Origin of the sequence: Micromonospora vinacea, from assembly GCF_015751785.1 — a bacterium.
GTDB classification, from domain to species: domain Bacteria; phylum Actinomycetota; class Actinomycetes; order Mycobacteriales; family Micromonosporaceae; genus Micromonospora; species Micromonospora vinacea.
The window spans coordinates 7216363-7240110 of sequence record NZ_JADOTY010000001.1; the positions used below are offsets into that span (position 1 = coordinate 7216363).

The following is a 23748-nucleotide window of genomic DNA, read 5'->3' on the forward strand; positions in this document are numbered from 1 at the left end:
ACCGTTCACGACCAAGATCACAACTCAACCGACGTGGTGGCACTCCGCGCGCGAGCCGAAACCACGACGGGGGCGGGGGCCCGCCGTGCCCGGCGCAGGGATCAAGCCTGACCGCCCGGAGCCGGGTACGGCGGGCCCCCGCCCCCACCCACCGCAACCCGGCTCCAAACGCCCCCACACCCCCGTGCCCCCGGCACGAAGACAACTCAGCCGACGACGGCGAACAACCGCCGCCGCGCCCCCAGCAACGCGACGGAGGCCAGCACCAGCCCGACCCCCATCGTGACCACCAGCGGGCTGGGGTCGCCCGGCAGCAGCGCGGCCACCGACCGCGACGCGGTGCCCAGAGCGAGGTAGAGACCGGCCCAGGCGGCCGCGCCGATCGTCGCGCAGCCGAGAAATCGGCGGTACGACATCCGCAGCCCGCCGGCGGCCAGTGGCAGTAGCGCGTTGAAGACCGGCAGGAACGGCGCGACGACCATCATCCGGCCGCCACCGCGGCGCAGGATGCCTTCCGCCGCTGTCCAGCGGGTCTCGCCGATCCAGCCGCCGATGCGGCTGTGGCGCAGCCGGTCGGAGTAGCGACGGCCGATCAGGAAGCTCAGCGACCAGCCGGCCAGGCAGCCGATCAGCACCGCGGCGAAGGTGGCCAGCCCGGTGCTCGGGCGGCCGACGCCGACCGCGGCGAGGATCGCGATGTCGCCGGGGATGAGGACACCCAGCAGGGGTACGGCGTCGAAGAGCATGACGAGCCCGAGCGCACCCATCAGCAGCAGAACCGGTAGTTCTCCGATCTGGGCCAGCCATTGCGTCATGCGTCGACGCTATGGCCGATGTGCCACTTCGGACATCGGGTCGTAGCCCCCAGTGACCCCTGGTATCCGCCTCGGGGTCGCCCCTGAGTCGGGGTACCGCCTCAGACGGGGCGCAGCACCTGCACGTGGCGTAGCGACGAGTCGACCGACGGTTCGGTCGTGGGCACCGGGTAGTCGGCCAGCACGCTCAGGCGGTCCGTCGGTAGGTGTCCGCGGCCGGGGTCGCCGACCAGCACGTCGGCGCCTGCGGCGGCGGCCCGCTGCAGGAAGGGCAGTACCCGGTCGGCCATCGCGCGGTCGTAGAAGACGTCTCCGGCGACCACGAGGTCGACCTTCGCCTCGGTGCTGTCGAGCAGGTCGTCCCCGGTGGCGTCGACGGCCACGTGGTTGGCCCGGGCGTTGAGGGTGACGGCGGCGACGGCGTACGGGTCGATGTCGTTCGCGGTGACCTCTGCGGCGCCGGCCAGCGCGGCGGCGATGGCCACCAGCCCGGATCCGGAGGCGAGGTCGAGCACCCGGCGACCGGCGGCCAGCTCCGGGTGGTCCAGGAGGTGGCGGGCCAGGGCCTGCCCGCCGGCCCAGGCGGACGCCCAGTACGGCGCCGGCAGCGCGTGCCCCGCGACGGCTTCCATCCGGGCCCACCAGACGATCGCGTCCTCGGCCAGGTGCAGCCGCACCTCGGGGACGAACGGGGTGGGCATCAACCGGAGCCGGTCCAGACCGGCGCCGGGCGAGTTGATCTCGCGTTCCAGCTCGGTCAGCGCGTCGGCTGCGGCATCCCTCATCGGCGCAAGCATGCCCCAGCGGCGGTTGGTCGGGGCGGGTTTCGCATGCCGCCGCGCAGAGTTCACCCGAGTTCAGTCAAAGACCTACGGCACTTCGGCCAGCGGATCGGGGTTTTGCCCGTTACTGTCGAACAGGTACGGGCGATCATCGGCCAGAGGCCGAGGGTCAGCCGCTTTGAACAGGGAGAGATGCATGGCAACCGGCACGGTTAAGTGGTTCAACTCGGAAAAGGGCTTCGGCTTCATCGAGCAGGACGGTGGAGGGCCGGACGTGTTCGTCCACTACTCCGCCATCGCTTCGAGCGGCTACCGGGAGCTCAACGAGGGCCAGAAGGTCGAGTTCGAGGTGACCCAGGGGCAGAAGGGTCCGCAGGCGGACAACGTCCGCCCGATGTAGCTCCGTGCCGGTGGCGGCGGTCGGTTCTCCGGCCGCCGTCGCAGCGCACTCAAGACGCCACCGGGGCGGCGGGCAGGTCCCGCCGCCTCCGGATTGGCCCAACGAACAGAATCAACGGGGTGAGCGCCAGCCAGGCGGTCATCACGACGATTGCCGTCCCGACGCCGTAGCGCGCGCCGATCACACCGGCCAGCACGGCTGCCAGCGGGATCGTGCCGTAGTTGAGCAGATGCATGCTCACCGTCACCCGGCCCAGCAGGTGGTGCGGCGTGTACGTCTGCCGGAAGGCGCCCTTCACCACGTTGCCGATGGCCACCCCCAGGCCGATCAGCAGGCCGCCGAGGGCCGGCCAGGCCAGCCCGATGCCGGGCGCGGCGAGGGGGATGAGCAGCGCGGGCGGGCCGGTGAGCGCCGCCGCGATCAGCAGGGCGCGCGCGGTGCCGCAGCGCCGGGCCACAGTGGTGGCGACCAGCGCTCCGATGATCCCGCCGGCACTCATCACGCCGACGAGTGCGCCCACCAGGCCCGGCTCGAGACGCAGGTCACGCACCAGGAACACCACCAGGACGGCCTGGTAGCCGGTCAGCCCGATGTTGCTGGCCGCGCCGAAAACCGTGAGCACCCGCAGGTACGGGTCCCGGATGACGAAGCGCAGCCCCTCGATGATGTCCCGGCGCAGCGATCGGGACCGCTCCGCGCGGCGTGCGCGTGGTTCGCGGGTGCGGATGCGCAGCAGGAACACCGCGGAGAGCAGGAACGTGAGCGCGTCCAGCAGCAGTGCGGCGACGGCACCGGTGAGCTGGGCGATCAGGCCGGCGAGGCCGGGGCCGACGACGTAGCTGACGGTCTGGGTCGCCTGGAGCTTGGCGTTGCCCTCCGGCAGTTGACCCGGTCGCAGCAGCACCGGCAGGTAGACCTGGTCGGCGGTTTCGAAGAAGACCCGTGCGGCGCCGGCGCTGAGGGCGACCACCAGCAGCTGCGCGACGGTGAGCCGGCCCAGCAGGGCGGCCAGCGGCACGCTGAGGAAGGCCGCCGCGCAGAGCAGGTCGCAGACCACCATCACCGGTCGTCGGGGCAGCCGGTCGACCCACGCACCGGCCGGCAGACCGATCAGCAACCAGGGAAGCCAGGCCGCGGCGGTGAGCACCGCCACCTGGAAGGTGCCGGCGTCGAGGACGGCGACCGCGACCAGGGGCAACGCGACAGTGGTGACGTTGCTGCCGACGCTGCTGACCGCCTGGCCGGCCCAGAGCAGTCGGAAGTCGCGGTGGCGCAGCAGCCCGCCGGTCGGCCGGGCGTCGGTCGGGCCACCGCGGGTGACTGTGGTCACGGGCGGGCCGGCACGCCGTGGACGAACACGAAGACCGGCCTGCGCTCGGCGTCGTCGTCGGGCAGCTCCCGGTTGGCCCAGCGCGCGAGAAGGTCGATCATCTCGCGGCTCAGCTCGGCCAGTTCCTCGGGTGTGAGGCGCAGCCAGTGGTCGGTGGAGAACGCGGCGTCGTGCCAGGATGCCTGCTCGACCTCGTCGGCGGCGTGCCAGGCCCGTGCCAGGGCGACGTGTCGGTCCAGGTTGAGCGAGGTGGCGGCGTCGGCGGCCGCCCGGGCGGCCGGGTCGGCGTCGAAGTCGGCGTTGGACCAGCGCAGCCCTCGGGTGACCAGGCGCCACCACCGCTCGCGCCGGTCCCGGGCCAGCTCGGGCGCCTCGGTGACGAGATCCGCGTTGGCGAGGACCTTGAGGTGGTGGCTGACGTTCGCGGGGGCCTGGTCGGTGCGCTCGGCGAGCATCCCGACGGTGGAGGGCCCGTGGACCTTGAACACGTCCATCAGCCGTCGGCGCAGGGGGTGGGACATGGCGGCCAGCACCCGGGAGTCGGTGATCTGGCGTACGTCGGAGCTGTCCATGCCGACAGCATGACATCCGCAACAACTCTTGTGCAATGGTTGTTGCTCAACAGCTGTTGCGGATGCGCCAAGAGGGGCGGCCCGGCGGCCTCGGGCCGCCCCTCGCTCAGGCGGCCAGCCGGCGGGCCAGCTCGTCGGCGACCTGCTTGGCCATTGTGGGTGGGATGGCCGCGGCGATCTTCTCCGGCGTCAGCGAGGCCAGCACGCCCTGGACGATCGCCGGTTCGTCGGTGAAGTCCTGGTTGGACAGCGCCGTCAGCGCCGTCTGCACCGCGGTCAGCTGAGCGGCGAGCGTCCTGAGCGTCGGGTGGGCCGGTTTGTAGTTCGGGACGGTGACGTCCTCACCCATCGCCATCCGGGTGTAGATCTGCCCGACCGGGTTACGGCCGTCCAGCCTGGTGAGGTTCTTGTGGACGGTGGCCAGCCAGTTGTGCTCTTCGGGGGTCATGTCGTCGTCCTCCAGGAGTCCGATGGAGCTGAGGTAGCGGCGGAACAGGGGCCGCTGGTCGCGGCCCGCCTTGATGGCGTCGCGGAAGAAGCTGAAGTGGGTGTGCCAGCGGTGTGAGCTGTCGCCGCTGGTGCGCTTGCCGAGGCGATCCCACCGCTTCACAGTGGTGCCGTCGGGGCTGTAGATGATCTCCCGGATGTCCCGGGTGTCGGCAGCGTTCGCGGCGCACTGCGCCACACACCAGACCGAGAAGCTGGCCAGGGTGTTGGTACGGCCACCGGAGCGGACGTCGAACTGGCCGACATCCAGCGCCGCCGCGTCGAGGGTCAGCCCGGCCCGGTCGCGGGGCGACTCGACCACCGAGTAGTCGTTGGTCACCACCCGGTCCGATCCGCAGTGGTAGCCGCCCCGGTGGGCCGAGTCGCCGACGATGCCGACCTCGCCCGGGTCCAGGTCGTCCGGCCCGGGGGCGTTGTCGAGGTGAGTGAGGAGGAGGCTTCGGACGGCCAGAAGATTAGCCGGGGCCCGGGTCATGGGGTCCCCCTTTCCGAGAGGTGGGGACCGGGCACGACATCACACCGCGTACGCGGTGCTGGGCTTCGGACGAGCCCGGCCTACTGGTGCACGGCGCCGGGCGTTGACTCAACCATAGCCCGCGTTTTCGGCAAACGCCCAGCTCAGGATGGGTCTGTTCAGATTGGAGGTTGCGGTGGGGCAGAGTGGACGATCGGTAGCAGCAGCGCCGAGGGATGTGCCGGGTCGTGCAGAACCTGCCGCTGGCCGGCACGCAGCGTCACCGCCGCGCCGAGGGGTTCCCCGGTGCCGGGGTTGCGGGCCCACCGTGGATGGGCGCCACCGGAGACCTGCACCCGCAGCCGGTGCCCGGAGGCGAACCGGTACGCGGTCGGCCAGAGCGGCACCGGAATCCGCAGCGCCCCGGAGGGGTCGGCGGGGAACCGTTCGGGGGTGACCCGCACCAGACCGTCGCACACGTTCCACGAGCGACCCCGGCGGTCCACGTCGCACAGACGAACGAAGACGTCCAGGTACGGCAGGTCGCTGCGGACGTGGATCTCGGCGCGGACCGGGCCGACCACCTCGACCGGCCCGGTCAGCGGGGCGCTGGTGTAGGTCAGCACGTCGCGCCGGGCCTCGACGCTCCGGTTGTCCACCGGGCCGGCCCGCTGGGCGACGAGCAGTGGCCCGCCCAGCGACGGAGTGGGGTCGGCGGGGTCGTAGCGAAACTCGTCCGGCGTCGACGCGACCGGAGGGCGCGCCGCCAGCCCACCACCGGGTTGCAGGTGCCAGGCGGTCTCGACCGCCGGTGGCGGCCAGTCCGGCAGGTCCCGCCAGCCACCGCCGGCCCCGCCGACGTACAGCCGGACGGGTGGCACGGTTGACCGTGCCCGCCCGTTCGGTCGGGGCGCGGCCGGGAGGTGCTCGTCGAGCCAGGCCAACCCCTCGCGCAGCGCGGCCACGAACAGGCCGGGGCTGCCGTGCGTCCACGGGCCGATCACCAGGCGCGACGGTGTGCCGGCGGCGCGCAGCACGGCGTGGTCGTCGAGCTGGGCGGGCAGGAAGATGTCGTGCCAACCGGTGACCATGACCACCGGCGCCCGCACCTGGGCGACCCGGTCGGCGAAGACCCGGGTCCGCCAGTACGCGGCCTGCGGGGTGTGGTGGCGCAGCCACTCCTGGAAGAACGGGATGGTCACCCCGGTGGCCACCCGGTCGGCGTCGGCCAGCGGGAGGTGCTCCAGCGCGGCGGCCAGGCGGGGCTGCCCACGCTTGAGTTCCCACTGCCGGGCCAGCCACGGCACGGTCTGCGCGTGCAGCAGCTCGGCCCAGGTCAGCACGGTGTCCAGGGCGAAGGACTCCCCCGCGTACGTCGAGTCGCGGGTGGCCGAGGCGGTCACCACGGCGACCATGGCGCGCAGTTCCTCGCCGGCGTCGGCGGCCAGTGCCCACTGCGCGAAGCCCTGGTAGCTGACCCCGAACATGCCGAGCTGCCCGGACCACCAGGGTTGGCGACGCAGCCAGTCCAGGGTGTCCACCCCGTCGTCGCGCTCGTGCACCAGCGGGGCGAACGTCCCACCGGAGCCACCGGTGCCGCGGCAGGACTGGATCACCGCGTGTCGACCACGGGCGGCGAGCAGCCGACCGAGCAGCCGCAGGGGCCCACCGCGCCCGTAGGGGGTGCGGATCAGCACTGTCGGCGCGGGGCCGACGGCCGGGGCGTAGTGATCGGTACGCAGCACCACACCGTCGCGGGCCCGCACCGGGAGGTCACGGGTGACCCGCACCGGGCCGGGGCGGGTCGGTGGCAGGCGCAGCGCGGCGCTGGCGAGGCGGGTGACGAGCCGGTCCGGCACCGGTCAGCCCGTCGGTCGGCGGGGTGACTCCGGCCGGGCGGCGCGCACCGCGTCGCGGTGCCCCCGCAGCGACTCGCTCATCTCGGCCATGAACCGGTGCACGACCTCCAGCTCGTCCTCGCCGAAGCGGGCCATCACCGTGTCGGTACGGGCGCCCAGCGGTTGGAAGAACTCCATGGCCAGGGCGGCGCCCTGGTCGGCGTAGTGCAGCAGCACCTTGCGCCGGTCGACGGTGTCCCGGTCGCGGCGGATGTGCCCGGCCCGTTCCAGCCGGTCGATCAGGGCCGTGACCGAGCCGGAGGAGAGGTTGAGCTGCTCACCGAGGCGGCCGGGGGTGATGGGGTCACCGAGCAGCTCGGCGTCCATCACCGCGATCAACGCCTGGAGGTCGGTCGGGTTGAGGCCGTGCAGGTTGGCGAAGGCGTGGCCGACCTGTTGGGCGTCCACCGCGTACCGCCGAAGGTTGTTGGTGATCTCCGCGACCAGCTGCTCGCGGCGCGTGTCGCGCCGTCGGTACATGCCGTGAGTCGCCACCTCGCGCCGCTCTTCCCGTCGTCGGTCCCCCGGGTTGCAGCATAGAACAGCTCTGGATAATCTCGGCTATCAAGATACTCGACTTCCGAAAGACCTTGGGGTCATCTGATGTCTGTGTTCACCAGAGTCGCTCGTGGCCGGCTGGCCGCCTGGCTCACCGTGGCCGCCGCGATCGTCGTGGGCGCGGCCGTCTTCGCAACGCCCCAGCCTGACAACCCGGCACCGGTCTCCGCCACCGGACTGTCCGTGCAGTGGCAGTCGACCCAGGTGCAGCGTCTCCAGGACCAACTGCCCTCCAGCGACGTGCAGCCGGCCATCGTGGTGGTCAGTCGGGGCGACGGCGGTGCGCTGAGCGAGGCCGACCGGGCCACCGTCGGCGCTCGCGCCGACGACCTGCGCCGCTTCGCGGCGGGTGGGCAGGTCAGCCCCGCCCAGTTCTCCCCGGACGGCGCGGTGGCCCTCGTCGCCGTGCCACTGGACACCGCCGGTGGGCAGGAGGCCGTCACCGACACGGTGACCCAGCTGCGCACCGCCCTCGCGAACCTGCCCGGCGGGCTGACCGCCGAGGTGACCGGCTCCCCGGCCTTCACCGCCGACCTCTCCTCGGTGTTCGACGGCGCCGACATCACCCTGCTCGCGGTGACCGCCGCCGTTGTCGCGCTGCTCCTGCTGATCACCTACCGCAGCCCGTTCCTGTGGATCGTGCCGCTGGTCGTGGTCGCCGCGACCGAACAGCTCACCCTGCGCGCTGTGGACGTCATCGTGCCGGCCGTCGGCATCAACCTTCAGCAGGGCCAGGTCACCGGCATCGCCAGCGTGCTGGTCTTCGGCGCCGCCACCGACTACGCGCTGCTGCTCATCGCCCGCTACCGGGAGGAGCTGCGCCGCGAGGAGGACCGGTTCGCGGCGATGCGCGCCGCGCTGCGCCGCACCGCGGAACCCATCCTGGCCAGCGGTAGCACGGTCGTACTCGGCGTTCTCACCCTGCTGCTCAGTGAGCAGGAGACCAACCGGGCACTGGCGGTGGCCTGCGCCACCGGTGTGGTCTTCGCCATGCTCTCGGCCCTGTTCGTGCTCCCCGCCGTGCTCGTGCTCTTCGGTCGCGGCCTGTTCTGGCCGTTCGTACCCCGCATCGGCGGGCCGGTCCGCGAGGGCCGCCTCTGGGGTCGACTCGGCGCCACAGTGCAACGCCGCCCGGTGGTGGTCGCCACGCTGGCCACAGTGCTGCTCGGCGGCCTGGCACTGGGTGGGCTGGGCATCCGCACCGGCCTGTCCGAGACCGAACAGTTCCGGGCCGAGCCCGAGGCGGTGACCGGGGCGCAGACCCTGGCGCGGGCCTTCCCCGCCGGCAGCACCCAACCCGTCGCCGTGATCACCACCCCGGCGGCGGTGCGGGCGGTCACCGACGCCGCCACCGCGGTTCCCGGTGTCGCCTCGGCGCGCCCCGGCGACGCCGGCGCGGCCGTCGCCCAGGTCGACGTGGTCCTCGACGCCGAACCCGGCACCACCGCCTCGGACCGGGCGATCGAGGCGCTGCGCGCGGCTGTCGCCGCCGTGCCTGACTCCGCGCCGCCGGCCGCCGCCGGCGCCGACGCCCCGTCCGGGGCGATCGTCGGTGGCTCCGTGGCCGCCACCTACGACTCCGACGAGGCCAACGACCGTGACCTACGCCTCATCCTGCCGATCATCCTGCTGCTGGTCGGCGGTGTGCTCGTGCTCCTGCTGCGCGGCCTGCTCGCACCGCTGCTGCTGGTGCTCACCGTGATCGCGTCGTTCTTCGCCAGCCTCGGCGCGGCCTGGCTGCTCTTCGACCACGTGCTGGGCTTCCCCGCCCTGGACAGCGGGGTGCTGCTGCTCGCCTTCGTGTTCCTGGTGGCGCTCGGGGTGGACTACAACATCTTCCTGGTCACCCGGGCCCGGGAGGACGCCCGCAGCGCCGGAACCCGCGACGGCATGCTCTCCGCCCTGCGGGTCACCGGCGGCGTGATCACCAGTGCCGGAGTGCTGCTCGCCGCGGTCTTCGCGGTACTCGGCGTGCTGCCGCTGATCACCCTGACCCAGATCGGCATCATCGTCTGCATCGGTGTCCTGCTCGACACCCTGCTGGTCCGCACGGTCCTGGTGCCGGCGCTGGCGTTCCTGCTCGGTGACCGCTTCTGGTGGCCCGGCCGCATCACCCGCGACCCGGTGCCGGACACCCCGCGCTCGCCCGAGCCGGTGGCCGCGCACGACTGACCGACACGTCGGGGCCGTGGCCAATCCGGCACGGCCCCGACGAGGTCAGTACGCCAGGCAGACGCACTCGCTCATCAAGGCCCGCACGTTGCGCACGTACGACGGGTTGGGGATGGCCAGTGGCTTCCCCTCCTGCGCCACCGCGCCGTGCCCGAAGTTGTACGCGGCGATGACCGCGTTGAGCAGGCAGGAATTCAGCTCGCTGGTGCACAGTGCCGGGTCGAGACGGAAGTCGGACTCGAAGTACATGTCGCCGATGTACTTCGTCGCCCAGGCCAGGTAGGTGGCCCCGAGGTAGGCGTTGTCCCGGTAGGCGTCGATCTTGTAGCTCTTCTCGAACCGCTGGTTCATCCAGGTCGCGGTGTCCGGCATCACCTGCAACAGCCCTACCCCACCGTCGCAGGCGTAGATGTTGGACTGCCAACCGCTCTCCTGCCAGGCGGTGGCCTTGAGCAGTGTGAGCGGGATCGTGATGTCCGGCGCCGAGACCGGCCAGTAGGTGCGGTTGGCCGCGTCGGTCAGCGCCGCCTTCACCTCGGCCCGGGTCGCCTGGCTGCCCTTGTACGTCGGCTTGCAGGAGCTCGGCGCCGGCTTCGGTGGCGCCGGAGGAACCTCGGTCTCGGTGGGCGGCTTCGCCACCGCACGCGGTTTCGGCGCCACAGTGGTCGGCTTCTTCGTCGGCTTCGGGGTCGGGGTCGCGCTACGACTCGGCGCGGAACCCATCGCCTCCACGGCGCTCACCGACGGGCTCGGCTCCCCGCCGGCCTCGTCGGACGGGGCATCCGTCGCCCCGTCGGCGACGGCGACCGGCGCGGCCAGGCCCGATGGGCTCTCCCCCTTGCCGGCGCAGCCGACCAGCGCGCTCGCCAGCAGGAGCCCGGCGAGCACCGCGGCGGCCAGCCGATCGGTCCGTCGGACCATGCCGTTGCCTCCCCCGTGTGGCTGTCGCCGCACCCTAACAAGGTTCCACCGGGCGGCGGTGCCCCTGCGACGGCCGCCGGGCCTGGTCCACCGGGGGCTGACCATTGCCCACCGCCCGGTCCCGGGTCGCCCACGCGACCATGAACACCACCGTCCAGAGCACACCGAGCAGCACCGCCGCGGCGGTCCCGCTCGCCGTGTCCAACCCCAGGTAGAGCCGCGCGCCGCCGACACCGAGCACCCCCGCAGCGGCGGCGGTCCAGGCGGCCACGGCCACCGGCCAGTGGGCGCTGCGCGACACCAGCCAGGCCAGGGTGCAGAAGCTCGCCGCGACCACGGCGTTCTGGGTCGAGAGTGGGGCCGCCTCACCGCCGCCCGGGGCGGTCCCGTTCGGGCCGGTCAGCTCGGCCACCACTGCCAGCACCACCAACGGCACGAACGCGCCCACCGTGCCGACCACGCTGAGCAGGTCCGCCCGCCAAGGCCGGTTGCGCCACGCCAGCACCGCCGCCACCAGCGCCACCAACAGGATCAGCACCGACCCGCGTACCACCGACACCACGACCAGCACGGCGTCGGCGGCGTCCGGCGTCCGTCGGGCAGCGAACCACCCCGCGATGGCGCCGTCCAACGCGGCCAGCCCACTGTTGCGCACCGCCACCGCGAGCAGACCGGCGATGGCGAGCCCGGCGGCGAACAGCAACAGCAGCCCGGCGGCCAGATTGAGCAGCAGCGTCCACGCCGGGCCGATCCGCATGGCCACCAGGAAGAACAGCACCCCGTAGCGGGCGGTGAGCCACCGCACCGGGGGCAACGCGCCCGCCCGGGACAGCAGCGCGCGCACCGGGTCGGGGTTACGACCCAGCCACCGGCCGACGAGCACCACACCGACCAGGCCGGCCAGCAACAGGAACGCCACCCCGGTGGCCCGGCCGAGCAGACGGGAGACAGTGTCGTATGACTCACCGGCCAGGTGACCGAGCAGCACCGAGCCGCCCACCCAGGTCACCACCCCGGCCAGGTTCCACAGGGCGAACCGCCGGTACGGCATGCCGGCCGCTCCGGCCAGCCGGGGCACCAGGGTGCGGGCGAAAGCCACCCACCGGGCGGCGAACACCCCGCGCCCACCCAGGCGGGCGAGCATGGCGTCGGCGCGGGCCCACCGCTGCGGCCCGACCCGGTGACCCAGCCCGGCGCGCAGCCGGGAGCCGTACCGCCGTCCGGCGCGAAAGGCCAGCCCATCGCCGAGGACCGCCGCGACGATCATCGCGAGCAACGCCGGCCCGAGCCGCAAGGTACCGTTGTAGGTGAGGAAGCCGACCAGCAGCAGGGTAGCCTCACCCGGCACGAGCAGGCCGAAGATCACCGCGGTCTCGCCCGCCACGATCAGCGCGGCGACCAGGTAGATCCACAGGGTGGGCAGACCCTGCACCCAGGTCAGCAGGTCGTGCACTCAGGCCCCCGGGACACGGGAGCCAGCATGCCAGCCGGGGGAACCACCGGCACAGCGGTTTCACCATAGATCAGGGGCACCTGGGGGTGACCCCGACGCAGCCTGCGCGAGCGCAGGCGGAAGGATAGAGGGTATGCAGCTTCGCACCGACCTCCGCAACGTCGCCATCATCGCTCACGTCGACCACGGCAAGACCACCCTGGTCGACGCCATGTTGCGGCAGGCCGGCGCGTACGGCGCACGCGGCGAGAACACCGAGCGGGTGATGGACTCCGGGGACCTGGAGCGGGAAAAGGGCATCACGATCCTGGCCAAGAACACCGGCGTGCACTACCTGCCGGCGGACGGCTCCGACCCGGTCACCATCAACATCATCGACACCCCCGGCCACGCCGACTTCGGCGGCGAGGTCGAGCGCGGCCTGACCATGGTCGACGGTGTGGTGCTGCTCGTCGACGCCAGCGAGGGCCCCCTGCCGCAGACCCGCTTCGTGCTGCGCAAGGCGCTGCGGGCCCGGATGCCGATCATCCTGGTGATCAACAAGGTGGACCGTCCGGACGCCCGGATCAAGGAGGTCGTGGACGACACCTACGAGCTCTTCCTCGACCTGGACGCCGACGAGGAGCAGATCGACTTCCCGATCGTCTACGCCTGCGCCCGCGACGGCATCGCCTCGCTGACCCAGCCCGCCGACGGCTCGGTGCCCGACGACAGCACCTCCCTGGAGCCGCTGTTCCGCACCCTGCTGGACACCATCCCGGCACCCGCGTACGAGGACGGCGCGCCGTTGCAGGCGCACGTCACCAACCTCGACGCCTCGCCGTTCCTCGGTCGGCTCGCGCTGTGCCGGGTCCGCCAGGGCACCATCAGCAAGGGTCAGACGGTGGCCTGGTGCCGCACCGACGGCAGCACCCAGCGGGTCCGCATCTCCGAGATGCTGATGACCGAGGGCCTGGAGCGCAAGCCGGCCGAGACCGCCGGCCCGGGTGACATCATCGCCGTCGCCGGCATCCCGGAGATCATGATCGGTGAGACCCTGGCCGACGTTGAGAACCCGGTCGCGCTGCCGCTCATCACCGTCGACGAGCCGGCCATCTCGATGACCATCGGCACCAACACCTCGCCGCTGGTCGGCCGGGTCAAGGGCTCCAAGGTCACCGCGCGGATGGTCAAGGACCGGCTCGACAAGGAGCTGATCGGTAACGTGTCGCTGCGGGTCCTGCCCACCGAGCGGCCGGACGCCTGGGAGGTGCAGGGCCGCGGCGAGCTGGCGCTGGCCATCCTGGTCGAGCAGATGCGCCGGGAGAGCTACGAGCTGACCGTCGGCAAGCCGCAGGTGGTCACCAAGGAGATCGACGGCAAGACCTGCGAGCCGGTCGAGCGGCTGACCATCGACGCCCCGGAGGAGTACCTGGGCGCGATCACCCAGCTCCTCGCCACCCGCAAGGGCCGCATGGAGCAGCTGGTCAACCACGGCACCGGCTGGATCCGGATGGAGTGGCTGGTGCCGGCGCGCGGCCTGATCGGCTTCCGCACCGAGTTCCTCACCGACACCCGGGGCACCGGCATCCTGCACCACGTCTTCGAGTCGTACGAGCCGTGGTTCGGCGAGCTGCGTACCCGCAACAATGGTTCGCTGGTCGCCGACCGGGCCGGCGCGGTCACCGCCTTCGCGATGATCAACCTCCAGGAGCGCGGCCAGCTCTTCGTCGACCCCACCACCGAGGTGTACGAGGGCATGATCGTCGGGGAGAACTCCCGCTCCGACGACATGGACGTCAACATCACCAAGGAGAAGAAGCTCACCAACATGCGGGCGTCGACCTCCGACGAGACGGAGAAGCTGATCCCGCCGCGCAAGCTCTCGCTGGAGCAGGCCCTGGAGTTCTGCCGCGAGGACGAGTGCGTCGAGGTCACCCCGACCGCGGTGCGCATCCGCAAGGTGGTGCTCGACCAGCAGCTGCGGGGCCGGGCCGCCGCCCGCCGCAAGCACGCCGGCTGACCCACCAGCACCCGAACACCGGGCGCGTCGGCCGCTTGCGGCCGGCGCGCCCGTTCGCTTTCCCCCCGACGGGCACCCGGGCCCGTCCACAGGTGATCCGCTACGGTCACCGTCATGACCTGGGATGATCTCGACGCCCACCTGGACCGGGTGCCCGGCACCGTCTCCGCGTACGTGGGGCGGCTCGACGCGCCGCCGACCTGGACCCGGCACGCGGACGCCGCCCACTACGCCGCGAGCACCATGAAGGTGGCGGTGCTCGCCGCGCTGCACCGCGCCGCCGAGGCCGGCACCCTGGACCTGGACGCCCCTGTTCCGGTCGTCAACGACTTCGACTCCGCCCAGTCCGGCGTGCCCCGCTTCACGTGCGCGCAGCCCTATGACAACGACGACGCGGTCTGGGACCGCATCGGCGGCACCGCGACGCTGCGCTGGCTGGCCGACCGGATGATCGTGCGCTCCAGCAACCTCGCCACCAACCTCGTCCTCAGCCACGTCGGGCTGCCCGCGGTCGCCGAGGTCTGGGCGCTCGCCGGCGCCCGCACCAGCGTCACCGGCCGCGGCATCGAGGACTTCGCCGCCCGCGAGGCCGGCATCACCAACACGGTCACCGCCGCCGACCTCGCCGCCCTGCTCGGCGCCCTGGCCACCGGGGCCGACACCCCCGGCCCACTCGCCTCACCGGCGGCCTGCACCACCATGCTGGACGTCCTGCTCGCCCAGGAACACCGCGAGGACCTCGCCGCCGGCCTGCCCGAGGGCACCCGCATCGCGCACAAGAACGGGTGGGTACGCGGCGTCCGTCACGGTGCCGGCGTGGTGCTGCCCGACGACGCCCCGCCGTACCTGATCGCCGTCTGCACCACCACCGACCTGGCCGGGGGCGACGACCAGGTGGAGGACGACGCCTGCCTGCTGCTCGCGCACATCTCGGCGCAGGTCTGGGCCGCCCGCCACCAACTCTGACCCGACAGCCTCGGCGGCGAGGCCAACGCCGCCGACTGCGGCTACGCTGCTCGCACCCCCACCCCGGAGCCGCCGATGCCCCGCAGTCGCACCGTGCTGATCGCCTTCCTCGTCGTGACGGCCGCGAACCTGCTGGCCAACGCCACCGGCGTCGGCCTGGCCTTCCTGCTCACCAAGCCGCTGCTGATGCCGCTGCTGGCGGCGTACCTCTGGCGGGTCAGCGCCGAACGCGCGGCCCGACCGGACCGGCTGCTGCTCGCCGCGCTGGCCTTCGCCACCGGCGGCGACGTCGCCCTGATGATCGACGGCACCTACTGGTTCCTCGCCGGCATGGCCTGCTTCCTCGGCACGCACCTCTGCTACCTCGCGGCCTTCACCCGACACGGCGCCGCGACCGCGCTGCGCCGCACGCCGCTGGTCGCCGTCCCCCTGGGGTACGCGGTGCTGACCGTCGTCGCCCTGACCTGGATGTGGGCGGGGCTGACCGACGTCGGGCTGGCCGTACCGGTGGCCGGCTACGCGATCGCACTGGCCGCCATGGCCACCACCGCCACCACCCAGGGCTGGCGGATCGGTCTCGGCGCCGCGCTCTTCCTCGGCTCCGACCTGCTGATCGCCGCCGGGGTGGCCGAGGTCGCCCAGCCACCCGGCGCGCCGGTGCTGGTCATGGCGACCTACGCCGCCGGTCAGGCGCTGATCGTCACCGGTTGGGCCACCCGCGTCGACACACCACCGGGCGCGCCGGTCACTCCAGCAGTTGCACCCGCAGCGCGCTGAGGTCCGAGTCGGTGAGCCCCAACCCGTCGCGCAGGTACGCGTCGAACGAGCCGTGCACCCGACGCACCTCGGCGTAGCCGGCGTCGAGGTACTCGGCGCGAACCTCCAGCACCGGCAGCACCGCGTCGACGTCCAGCTCGGGATTCCGCCGTCGCATCGCCTCGACGATCACCGCCCGCAGGCTCTCGGTCAGCTCGTTGTTGCGCAGGTAGTCGGCGCGGATCGCCGCCTCGTCCACCCCGAGCGCCGTCAACAGGATGACGGTGAGCCAACCGGTGCGGTCCTTGCCAGCCGAGCAGTGGTAGACCAGCGGCAGGTTCTCCGGCTGGGCCGCCAGCCGCACCGCCTCGGCGAAACCGACCCGCGCCGACTCACCGGTCACGAACCAGCGGTAGATCGCCGCCATCGCCCCCGCCGTGCCCTGCCGGGCCAGCTCCGCGTACGCGTCCAGGTCGTGACCGAGCAGCACCGCCGAGACGTACGTGAAGACCGGGTGCTCCGGGTCGTGCACCGGCAGGCGCACCACCCGTGGCTCACCGGCGAACCGGTCCTCCGGGGCGACCGCGATCTCGGTGCCGTCGCGCAGGTCGACCACGCACGCCGGCCCCAGCTTCGCCAGCACCGGTAGGTCGTCGTCGGTCAGCCGGCCCAGCGCCGGCGTGCGGATCAACTGGCCGACGCGGACCCGCCGCCCGTCCGCGCCGACGAGCCCACCCAGGTCACGTGCGTTCGGTGCACCCACCAGTTCCCAGCTCTGCCCGGTCATCCGGTCTCCCCTCCCGCGGTGGACCTCCGTATAGGGTGCCTGACATGACGATCTCGGCGGTACGCACCCACCGGGTTTCCGCCCCCTTACACACCCCGTTCGTCACCGCACTGCGCCGTACCACCACAGTGGACACCATTGTCGTCGAACTCGTCGACAGCGACGGCCGATCCGGCTTCGGCGAGGCCCCCCAGGTCTGGCAGGTCACCGGCGCGTCGGTCGCCGGCGCACAGGCGTGTGTCAGCGAGTTGCTCGGCCCGCAGCTGATCGGCCGTGACCCGGACGACCTGGTGACCCGTTGCGGCGAGGTGCAGCGCGCGGTGGTCGGCAACGAGGCAGCGAAGGCGGCGGTGGACGTCGCCCTGCACGACCTCGCCGCGCGGCGGCTGGGCGTACCCCTGGTGCGGTTGCTCGGGGGCACCACGCTGCGGGTCCCGACGGACGTGACGCTGGCGGCGGGCGACGCGGTGGACCTGGCGGCCGCGGCGCGGCAGCGGCAGGCCGACGGCTTCGGCGTGCTCAAGTTGAAGGTCGGCACCGACGCGGCGAGTGACCTGGACCGGGTGCGGGCGGTACGGGCGGCCGTCGGCCCGGGCATCCGGATCCGGCTGGACGCCAATCAGGGCTGGACGCCCCGGGAGGCGGTGCGGGTGATCCGCGGCATCGAGGACGCCGGGCTGGACGTGGAGCTGGTCGAGCAGCCGGTGGCCCGCTGGGACCTGGACGGGCTGGCCTGGGTCAGCGACCGGGTGTCAGTGCCGATTCTCGCCGACGAGGCGGTCTTCGGGGTTCGTGACCTGGTGGAGGTGATCCGTCGCCGGGCCGCCGACCTGGTCAACGTGAAGCTGGCCAAGTGCGGTGGACTGCATCCGGCCCGCACCCTCCTCGACCTGGCCACCGCCCACGGGCTCGGCACTGTGGTCGGCTCGATGATGGAGAGCCAGGTCGGCATCGGGGCGGCGGCGAGTCTGGTCGCCGCGTACGGCACGACGGCGGTCGCCGACCTGGACGCCGCCTGGTGGCTGGCCTGGTCACCGGTGCAGGGCGGCATACGCTACGACGGGGCGACAGTGGTGTTGCCGGATGCCCCTGGCCTGGGCATCTCCGGCCTCGCTGAAGCAAAAGTGCAGGCTCGTGGTTGATGACTGTCGGTTTCTTTCATAGGGTTCCCTGGACAGCCGACACGATCTGGGGGTTGACGTGGAGCTGCAACCGGGCCGTGAGGCCGTCGTCCGGGTCGCCGTGGCGACGCTGTGGACCTCCCCCGAGGCGGTCCGCCCGGTCGACTGCCCAGCGCTGACCGCCGGTGTCGACATCCCGACCTGGGTCTCCGGACTGGACACCGACCAGCAGGTCGGTGACTGCGTGCTGAGCCAACTCCTGCTCGGCGAACGGGTCCTCGTCAGCGAGCTCCGCCCGGACGGCTGGGCCCGGGTCGTCGCCGTCGAACAACCAGCCGCCAAGCTTGACCCGCGCGGCTACCCGGGCTGGCTGCCCGCCGGGCAGCTGGCCGTCCCCGACCCGGCCCACACCGGCACCGATCACCCGCTGGTGGTCGATGCCACTGTCACCGGGCTGCACGCCGCCCCGAACGGGCCGGTGGAGTTGCCCGGCGTCGTCGTCGGCACCCGCCTCGTCCCGGCCGGCCCCGCGCAGGACGGCTGGCGGCCGGTGCACGTCCCCGGCCGGGCCACGCCGCTCTGGCTGCCGGACGGGCACCTGGTCCCAGCGGCGGCAGCGACGCCGCCCGCCAAGCAGGCGCTCGCTGTGGCACAGCGACTGCTGGACGTGGTCTACATCTGGGGCGGGCTCTCCGCGCACGGCATCGACTGCTCGGGGCTGGTGCATCTGGCCTGGCGGCGGTTCGGGGTACTGCTGCCCCGCGACGCCGACGACCAGGCCGTCGCCACGACCCCACTGCCGTTGGGCGCGGAACGCCCCGGCGACCTCTATTTCTTCGCCCGACCCGGCCGCAAGATCCACCACATCGGCATCGTCACCGCCACGCCGGGCGACGGCGGTCAGCGCCGGATGCTGCACGCCTGCTACCGGCGGCGGCGGGTCATCGAAGAGGAACTGCCGGCCGACCGGACCGCCACGCTGGTCGGCGCGCACCGGGTCTAGGGCCTGTTTCATAAGGGCGGTCGAGCCGAGGCGGAGTCCGGGCGGCGATCCGGCAAGGCGCGGTTTCGTCCGGATACCGGTGTCGTATCCGGACGAAACCGCAACGCCGCCGGTCGTCGTCCGGGCCCGCCGCAGGCCGGCCAGTTCTTATGAAACAGGCCCTAGGGCGCGTTTCGGAAGCCGCCCTTCACCGGCCGGGCGCGTGTCCGCACCCGGCCGGTGACCGGTCAGCGTCGGGCGTCGGCCAACTCGCGACGCCGGTCCCGGGAGGACTTGATCAGGCTGGCGGCGGTGGCGATGCCCAGGGTGCCGATGATGACCAGCAGCGACAACCAGATCGGGATGTGCGGCGCCCAGCCGACGTGCTCGCCACCGTTGATGAACGGCAGCTGGTTGTCGGCCAGCGCCTCCAGCACCAGCTTGACCCCGATGAAGCCGAGCACGACGGCCAGGCCGTAGCTCAGGTAGATCAGCCGGTCGAGCAGGCCACCGAGCAGGAAGTAGAGCTGCCGGAGGCCCATCAGCGCGAAGACGTTCGCGGTGAAGACCAGGTACGGCTCCTGGGTGATGCCGAAGATCGCCGGGATCGAGTCCAGCGCGAAGATCAGGTCAGTGGTGCCGATCGCGATCATCACGATCAGCATCGGGGTGAACAGCCGCTTGCCGGCCACGTGGGTGGTGAGCTTCGCGCCGTCGTAGTCCTTCGAGATCGGCAGCGCCTTGCGGCTCCACCGGATCAGCACGTTCTCGGAGAACTCGTCCTCGTCCGGCTCACCCTGCCGGGCCAGGTTCACCGCAGTGTAGATCAGGAACGCGCCGAAGATGTAGAAGACCCAGGAGAACTGCGTGATCAGCGCCGCACCGGCGGCGATGAACCCGCCACGCATCACCAGCGCCAGCACGATGCCGACGAGCAGCACCTTCTGCTGGTACTGCCGAGGCACCCCGAAGCGGGCCATGATGATCACGAAGACGAAGAGGTTGTCCACCGAGAGGCTGTACTCGGTGAGCCAGCCGGTGTAGAACTGGCCGGCCGCGCTGGCCCCGGAGGTCAGCCAGACACCCGCGCCGAAGAGCAGGGCGAGACCGACGTAGAAGGCGACCCAGAGGCTCGACTCCCGCACACTCGGCTCGTGCGGGCGCCGACCAATGATCAACAGGTCGACGAGCAGGACCGCAGTCAGTGCGACAAGCGTCCCCGCCCACACCAATCCGGACACGTCCAACGTTCATTCCTCCGGCAGACACGCGGCGTCGGGCACACCGTACGCCCCTGCGGGAGCCGGCGTGCCGCTGTCGCTCACTCTGGTGACTGTCGGAGGTCTCTTCCGCCGTCGCCCCGAAGTGGGGCGGCGACCTACGGGGCCGGGTCGGGTCACCGTGGTTCCGGCGATCGACCGTGCTGACGACTCCGTTGCGGGGGAATACTCCCCTCCTCGGTGACCATTGTTGCCCACCACGCCCCGTGATCGCACCCCGGGCACCGGGTGGCGCTGACCACCTGCGGCCTGGCACACCTCGCCTAGGGCTTCCTAGGAGGCTAGTGCAGGTCGGGTGCGGCGATCGGGTCGGCGAGCGACCAGCCGGCGGCGAGCAGGTCGTCGCAGGCCCGCACCGCCCGGGCCAACCGCTCGGCGTGCGACCCGGTCAGCTCCACCACAGGCACCCCGCACCCCGCCAGCTCGGCGCGGAACCGCTCGGTCATCCACGCCCGCAGGTGCTCACCGTCGCGCAGCCCGTCATCGGTGAACGGAACCCCCCGGTGATCGGTCAACAGGTACAGCGCCGGCCGGCGGGCCGCCGCCCGCACCTCCTCCGATGCGCTGCCCAGGTAGCGCTCCTCCCACACCGCCGTCGCCCGCGCGTCGGTGTCGCAGACCAGCAGCGGCCCGCTCGTCCGGGCCGCCGCGTCCTCGGCCGCCTGCTGCTCGCGGACCACGGCGCGGAAGTCGTCCCGGTCCCAGGTGACGTCGAAGACGGTCGCCTCCGGTGTGCGTTCGCGCAACCCTGCCAGTTTGCGAGCGGTCAACTCCCGGCCGTACTCCGGCACCCAGGACGTGCCGTAGTGCCCCGCGAGGGCCGCCGCCATCGTCGTGGTCCCGGTCGACTCGGCCCCGACCACCACCACCCGCCGGACGAACCACGCCCGCACCGGCGGGCTCAGCCACCGCCAGTGAGCTGCCGGGTCCGCGCGCACGGCCGTCCCGGACACCGGCACCGTCCGCCGGTCCGGATCCACCGACACGGGTACGGCGTCGAAGCGGCGCGCCAATTCGGCCCCGTACGCCTCAGAGGAGAAGACCGCGTCCACCGGCCTCGACCCGACCGCGGCACGGAACACCGCGCAGTGCGCGTCCCAGACCGCCGGATCGGCGTAGTCCACCGGGTGATCGTCGTACCGGCCGACGAAACGGACCCACGGTGTGTCCGCGTGCACCTCCCGCAACCAGCCGAGGCGCAGCGGGAGCGGAATGGACTCCCGACGTGAGGGCGCCACGACGACCGTCACCTCGGCGCAGCGGGCGGCGGCGGCCCCGATCAGCGCGTGGTGCCCGGCGTGCGGCGGATAGAACTTTCCCACCACCATCCCGTGCCCGAACTCCGCCGAGCGGGCCGGCCCGCGAGGCACCGGAGCAGGGCCGGACGTCTCGGCGTTCACGCGGTGACCGGCGCCGGGCCGGGCGGGACCGCGCTCGGCCGGTCGGCCCGACGCAGGTCGGCCCGCCAGGCCCGCAACCCGAGTACGCACAGGGCGAGGAAGACCAGGTAGAGGACTGCGGTCAGGTGCAGTCCCTTGTACGCGTACAACGGGATGTAGATCAGATCGGCGGCGATCCAGAGCCACCAACTCTCCACCCGCTTGCGGGTCTGCCCGTACGTGGCCAGCAGGGACAGCGCCGTTGTCAACGCGTCGGGCAGCGGCACCGTCGAGTCGGTGCCCCGGTCCAGCAGCACCCAGAGCGCGCCGGTGAGCAGCACCCCGGCGGCGGCCAGCACCAGCCACTCCCGCCGCCCCGTCCGGCTCACAGTGAGCCGGCTACGCCGCTCGCCACCGAACAGCCAGTGCCACCAGCCGTAGCAGCCGAGCGCGACGTAGACGACCTGGAGCCCCGCGTCGGCGTACAGCCCGGCGGTCCAGAACAGCACCATGAGCAGCAGCACGTTGGCGATGCCGATCGGCCAGTTGGCGATCTTCTGCCGGGCCACCAGCCACACGTTGAGCACACCGGTCGCAAACCCCAGCAGCTCCGCCCAGGTGGTGCCCGTACCGGCCACCCGAAACGCGGTGCCGGTGAGCCAGTCGATGATCACGAGGCCACCCTAGGTGCGGAGCCGGCGCCGGAACAGACCCCCGCGACACCACCGGCCCCGGCCACCGTGGGAGGCTGTCCGACATGGTGCTTGAGGTCGCGCTGATCGATGTACTTCCCGGACACGAGGACGCGTTCGCCAAGGCGTACGCCGAGGGTCACCCGGTGCTCGCCGGGGCGACCGGCTGCCGGTCCGTGCGGATGACCCGAGGAATCGAGTCACCGACCCGTTTCGTGCTGCTCGTCGAATGGGACTCGGTCGAGGCGCACGAGGAGAACTTCCGGGCCACCGAACGGTTCGAGCAGTGGCGGGCGCTGATCGGGCCCCACTTCGCGGGACCGCCCGTGGTGGAACACTTCCTCGACGTACCGGCCTGAGCCGAGCTGTCGTACCCCAGGGTTATCGTGCCGGGCGCACGCGCCGGCCGCCGGTCCCGACGGGCTCGGGGGCGCCGGGCCCGGTGGCCGCGCGGCGCCGCACCGTCGACACCCGAAGCCGTTACTCGCCGACGCGGCGGGCCAGCACGGTGACCGTCTCTTCCGGTGACAGCGCCGCGGCCAGCAGCGCCGCGGTCATCCGTTCGTAGCGGTCGACGTCGAGCACTGTGGCCAACCGGACGTCGGTGGTCAACGCCTCGAGCATCACCGTCCGCGGGTCCGCCGGGTCGGGAAAGGCGTAGCAGGAATACGGTGTGAGCGGGTGCAGCCCGCCACCGGCCGCCCCGCGGGGCAACAGCCGCACCGTGACGTGGGACAGGCCGGTCACGGCGACCAGATGCCGCAGCTGTTCGCGCCAGATCTCCACCGGCAGGTCACCGGGGTCGCAGACGGCCTCGGCGAGCACCGCCGTGTAGCGCGGCGGATAGGCCCGCCGCAGCACCTCCTGCCGCAAGGCCCGAGCGCGCACCTCGGCCTCCACATCGACCTCCGGCGTGAGCTGGGCGCCGGCCGCCACCAGCACCCGGGCGTACGCGGGCGTCTGGAGCAGCCCCGGCACCACCGACGGCTGGTACTCCACGATGTCGGCGGCGCCGGCCTCCAACTCGGCGTAGGTGCGCTGCCGTTCGCTCATCTCGCCCAGCGTCTTCCACCAGCCCCGACTGGTCGCCGCGTCCCGGGCGATGACGATCAGCGCCTCCCGGGCGGGCGTGGAAACCTTGTAGACGTCCAGCAGATCGAGCACGTCGGCGAGGTCCGGGCGACTCTGGCCCAGCTCGATGCGGGACAGCTTCGACGTCGAGGCCCAGCCCAACCGGTCGCAGACCTGCTCCAGGGTCAGCGACTCGCGCCGACGGAGTTGGCGCAGTTCTGCGCCGAGACGTGCACGTCGAATAACAGGACTTGTTGGCAGCGGCATCCCGGCCTCCCCACCGAGGGAGACTACGCAGGACGATCACCCAGTGCAATAGCGCGCTCGCACACCGCAATCAGGGCATTCGGTGCCGCTGACCGGCCGGGCCGGCCCACACGTACCGTTTCCACAGGTCAGCAGCGGTTACGGCCGGCGAGGTCCGATCCCGGCGGGCCGTGCGTCCCGCCGGTGCGGCGGGGGCTCAGGGTCGGTAGGTGCCGAAGGACCACACGTTGCCGGCCAGATCGCGGGCGGCGTAGTCACGGGAGCCGTAGTCGGTGTCGAACGGCTCGCGGGTGATCTCGGCGCCGGCCGCGCGGGCCTGGGCGCAGTGCGCGTCGACGTCCGGCACGGCCACGTAGACCGACCAGTCGTCGTCGGCCGGCCGGGGCCGGGCGTCGGCTCGTCCACCGAGCATGATCATGCCGGTGTCGAGGACCAGTTCGGCGTGCGCCACAGTGCCGTCCGGCGCCTCGTGCACGGCATGCACCTGGAAACCGAAGGCGGCGCCGAGCCAGTCGATCGCGGCGCGGGGATCGGGATAACGGAAGATCGGATAGATGGTTCGCATGACCCGATTCTGCTGCCG

23 protein-coding genes are annotated in these 23748 nt (G+C 72.3%); 8 read left to right on the forward strand and 15 right to left on the reverse strand.

What is annotated here, in order from left to right:
• Nucleotides 1–206 precede the first annotated feature (206 nt).
• Together IW249_RS33505 and IW249_RS33510 are read right to left on the reverse strand one after the other, a co-directional pair.
• Nucleotides 207–815, reverse strand: a complete 609-nt coding sequence (locus IW249_RS33505; protein ID WP_196924434.1) for a DedA family protein — start codon at nucleotides 813–815, stop codon at nucleotides 207–209.
• 101 nt (nucleotides 816–916) lie between these two features.
• Complete coding sequence (locus IW249_RS33510) at nucleotides 917–1600, reverse strand: class I SAM-dependent methyltransferase (RefSeq protein ID WP_372433019.1); 684 nt, start codon at nucleotides 1598–1600, stop codon at nucleotides 917–919.
• Between the two features lie 193 nt (nucleotides 1601–1793).
• Between IW249_RS33510 and IW249_RS33515 the strand changes: the two genes are divergently transcribed.
• Complete coding sequence (locus IW249_RS33515) at nucleotides 1794–1997, forward strand: cold-shock protein (protein WP_007462771.1); 204 nt, start codon at nucleotides 1794–1796, stop codon at nucleotides 1995–1997.
• A gap of 49 nt (nucleotides 1998–2046) precedes the next feature.
• On the opposite strand, the gene IW249_RS33520 is transcribed toward IW249_RS33515, so the two are convergent.
• The 5 genes from IW249_RS33520 to IW249_RS33540 form a co-directional block, all read right to left on the reverse strand.
• Nucleotides 2047–3327, reverse strand: a complete 1281-nt coding sequence (locus tag IW249_RS33520) for an MFS transporter (protein ID WP_196924435.1) — start codon at nucleotides 3325–3327, stop codon at nucleotides 2047–2049.
• The gene (locus tag IW249_RS33525) at nucleotides 3324–3899 is read right to left on the reverse strand and encodes an ArsR/SmtB family transcription factor (RefSeq protein WP_196924436.1); all 576 of its coding nucleotides are present in this window, start codon (nucleotides 3897–3899) and stop codon (nucleotides 3324–3326) included. The genes IW249_RS33520 and IW249_RS33525 overlap by 4 nt, the downstream gene beginning before the upstream one ends.
• A 106-nt stretch (nucleotides 3900–4005) precedes the next feature.
• Complete coding sequence (locus IW249_RS33530; protein WP_196924437.1) at nucleotides 4006–4881, reverse strand: hypothetical protein; 876 nt, start codon at nucleotides 4879–4881, stop codon at nucleotides 4006–4008.
• Nucleotides 4882–5039: 158 nt separating this feature from the next.
• Entirely contained in the window at nucleotides 5040–6719 is a 1680-nt protein-coding gene (locus IW249_RS33535; protein ID WP_196924438.1) for a CocE/NonD family hydrolase, read from the reverse strand.
• 3 nt (nucleotides 6720–6722) lie between these two features.
• Nucleotides 6723–7238 carry a MarR family winged helix-turn-helix transcriptional regulator gene (locus IW249_RS33540; protein WP_184187997.1) on the reverse strand — a complete coding sequence of 172 codons (516 nt, stop codon included), beginning with the start codon at nucleotides 7236–7238 and terminating at the stop codon, nucleotides 6723–6725.
• Between the two features lie 123 nt (nucleotides 7239–7361).
• Here IW249_RS33540 and IW249_RS33545 point away from each other — a divergent pair, with 123 nt between their 5' ends.
• A complete protein-coding gene (locus IW249_RS33545) occupies nucleotides 7362–9488 on the forward strand; it encodes an MMPL family transporter (RefSeq protein ID WP_196924439.1) in 2127 nt (708 codons plus the stop codon).
• Nucleotides 9489–9533: 45 nt separating this feature from the next.
• On the opposite strand, the gene IW249_RS33550 is transcribed toward IW249_RS33545, so the two are convergent.
• Both IW249_RS33550 and IW249_RS33555 read right to left on the reverse strand, forming a co-directional pair.
• Entirely contained in the window at nucleotides 9534–10409 is an 876-nt protein-coding gene (locus IW249_RS33550) for a lytic transglycosylase domain-containing protein (protein WP_196924440.1), read from the reverse strand.
• A gap of 34 nt (nucleotides 10410–10443) precedes the next feature.
• On the reverse strand, nucleotides 10444–11862 hold the full coding sequence (locus IW249_RS33555) for a DedA family protein (protein WP_196924441.1): 1419 nt from the start codon (nucleotides 11860–11862) through the stop codon (nucleotides 10444–10446).
• A gap of 133 nt (nucleotides 11863–11995) precedes the next feature.
• On the opposite strand from IW249_RS33555, the gene typA reads away from it, so the two are divergent.
• The 3 genes from typA (at nucleotide 11996) to IW249_RS33570 (ending at nucleotide 15607) form a co-directional block, all read left to right on the forward strand.
• The gene (gene typA / locus IW249_RS33560) at nucleotides 11996–13864 is read left to right on the forward strand and encodes a translational GTPase TypA (RefSeq protein WP_196924442.1); all 1869 of its coding nucleotides are present in this window, start codon (nucleotides 11996–11998) and stop codon (nucleotides 13862–13864) included.
• A gap of 114 nt (nucleotides 13865–13978) precedes the next feature.
• The gene (locus IW249_RS33565) at nucleotides 13979–14830 is read left to right on the forward strand and encodes a serine hydrolase (protein ID WP_196924443.1); all 852 of its coding nucleotides are present in this window, start codon (nucleotides 13979–13981) and stop codon (nucleotides 14828–14830) included.
• Between the two features lie 75 nt (nucleotides 14831–14905).
• The gene (locus IW249_RS33570; protein ID WP_196924444.1) at nucleotides 14906–15607 is read left to right on the forward strand and encodes a lysoplasmalogenase; all 702 of its coding nucleotides are present in this window, start codon (nucleotides 14906–14908) and stop codon (nucleotides 15605–15607) included.
• Here IW249_RS33570 and IW249_RS33575 read toward each other — a convergent pair.
• Nucleotides 15576–16373, reverse strand: a complete 798-nt coding sequence (locus IW249_RS33575) for a tyrosine-protein phosphatase (protein WP_196924445.1) — start codon at nucleotides 16371–16373, stop codon at nucleotides 15576–15578. The two genes, IW249_RS33570 and IW249_RS33575, sit on opposite strands and share 32 nt — an antisense overlap.
• A 44-nt stretch (nucleotides 16374–16417) precedes the next feature.
• Here IW249_RS33575 and IW249_RS33580 point away from each other — a divergent pair, with 44 nt between their 5' ends.
• Both IW249_RS33580 and IW249_RS33585 read left to right on the forward strand, forming a co-directional pair.
• Complete coding sequence (locus IW249_RS33580) at nucleotides 16418–17515, forward strand: mandelate racemase/muconate lactonizing enzyme family protein (protein WP_196924446.1); 1098 nt, start codon at nucleotides 16418–16420, stop codon at nucleotides 17513–17515.
• A gap of 58 nt (nucleotides 17516–17573) precedes the next feature.
• Nucleotides 17574–18497, forward strand: a complete 924-nt coding sequence (locus IW249_RS33585; RefSeq protein ID WP_196924447.1) for a C40 family peptidase — start codon at nucleotides 17574–17576, stop codon at nucleotides 18495–18497.
• A 227-nt stretch (nucleotides 18498–18724) separates the two neighbouring features.
• On the opposite strand, the gene IW249_RS33590 is transcribed toward IW249_RS33585, so the two are convergent.
• The 3 genes from IW249_RS33590 to pnuC form a co-directional block, all read right to left on the reverse strand.
• On the reverse strand, nucleotides 18725–19723 hold the full coding sequence (locus IW249_RS33590; protein ID WP_196924448.1) for a TerC family protein: 999 nt from the start codon (nucleotides 19721–19723) through the stop codon (nucleotides 18725–18727).
• 314 nt (nucleotides 19724–20037) lie between these two features.
• Entirely contained in the window at nucleotides 20038–21156 is a 1119-nt protein-coding gene (locus IW249_RS33595; RefSeq protein WP_307788793.1) for an AAA family ATPase, read from the reverse strand.
• Nucleotides 21153–21809, reverse strand: a complete 657-nt coding sequence (gene pnuC / locus IW249_RS33600) for a nicotinamide riboside transporter PnuC (protein WP_196924449.1) — start codon at nucleotides 21807–21809, stop codon at nucleotides 21153–21155. The genes IW249_RS33595 and pnuC overlap by 4 nt, the downstream gene beginning before the upstream one ends.
• Before the next feature lie 83 nt (nucleotides 21810–21892).
• On the opposite strand from pnuC, the gene IW249_RS33605 reads away from it, so the two are divergent.
• A complete protein-coding gene (locus IW249_RS33605) occupies nucleotides 21893–22186 on the forward strand; it encodes an antibiotic biosynthesis monooxygenase family protein (protein WP_196924450.1) in 294 nt (97 codons plus the stop codon).
• Between the two features lie 121 nt (nucleotides 22187–22307).
• Here IW249_RS33605 and IW249_RS33610 read toward each other — a convergent pair whose 3' ends face one another.
• Nucleotides 22308–23165, reverse strand: coding sequence for a helix-turn-helix domain-containing protein (locus IW249_RS33610; RefSeq protein WP_196924451.1), 858 nt, complete (start codon nucleotides 23163–23165; stop codon nucleotides 22308–22310).
• A 196-nt stretch (nucleotides 23166–23361) separates the two neighbouring features.
• The gene (locus tag IW249_RS33615; protein WP_196924452.1) at nucleotides 23362–23730 is read right to left on the reverse strand and encodes a VOC family protein; all 369 of its coding nucleotides are present in this window, start codon (nucleotides 23728–23730) and stop codon (nucleotides 23362–23364) included.
• Nucleotides 23731–23748 lie beyond the last annotated feature (18 nt).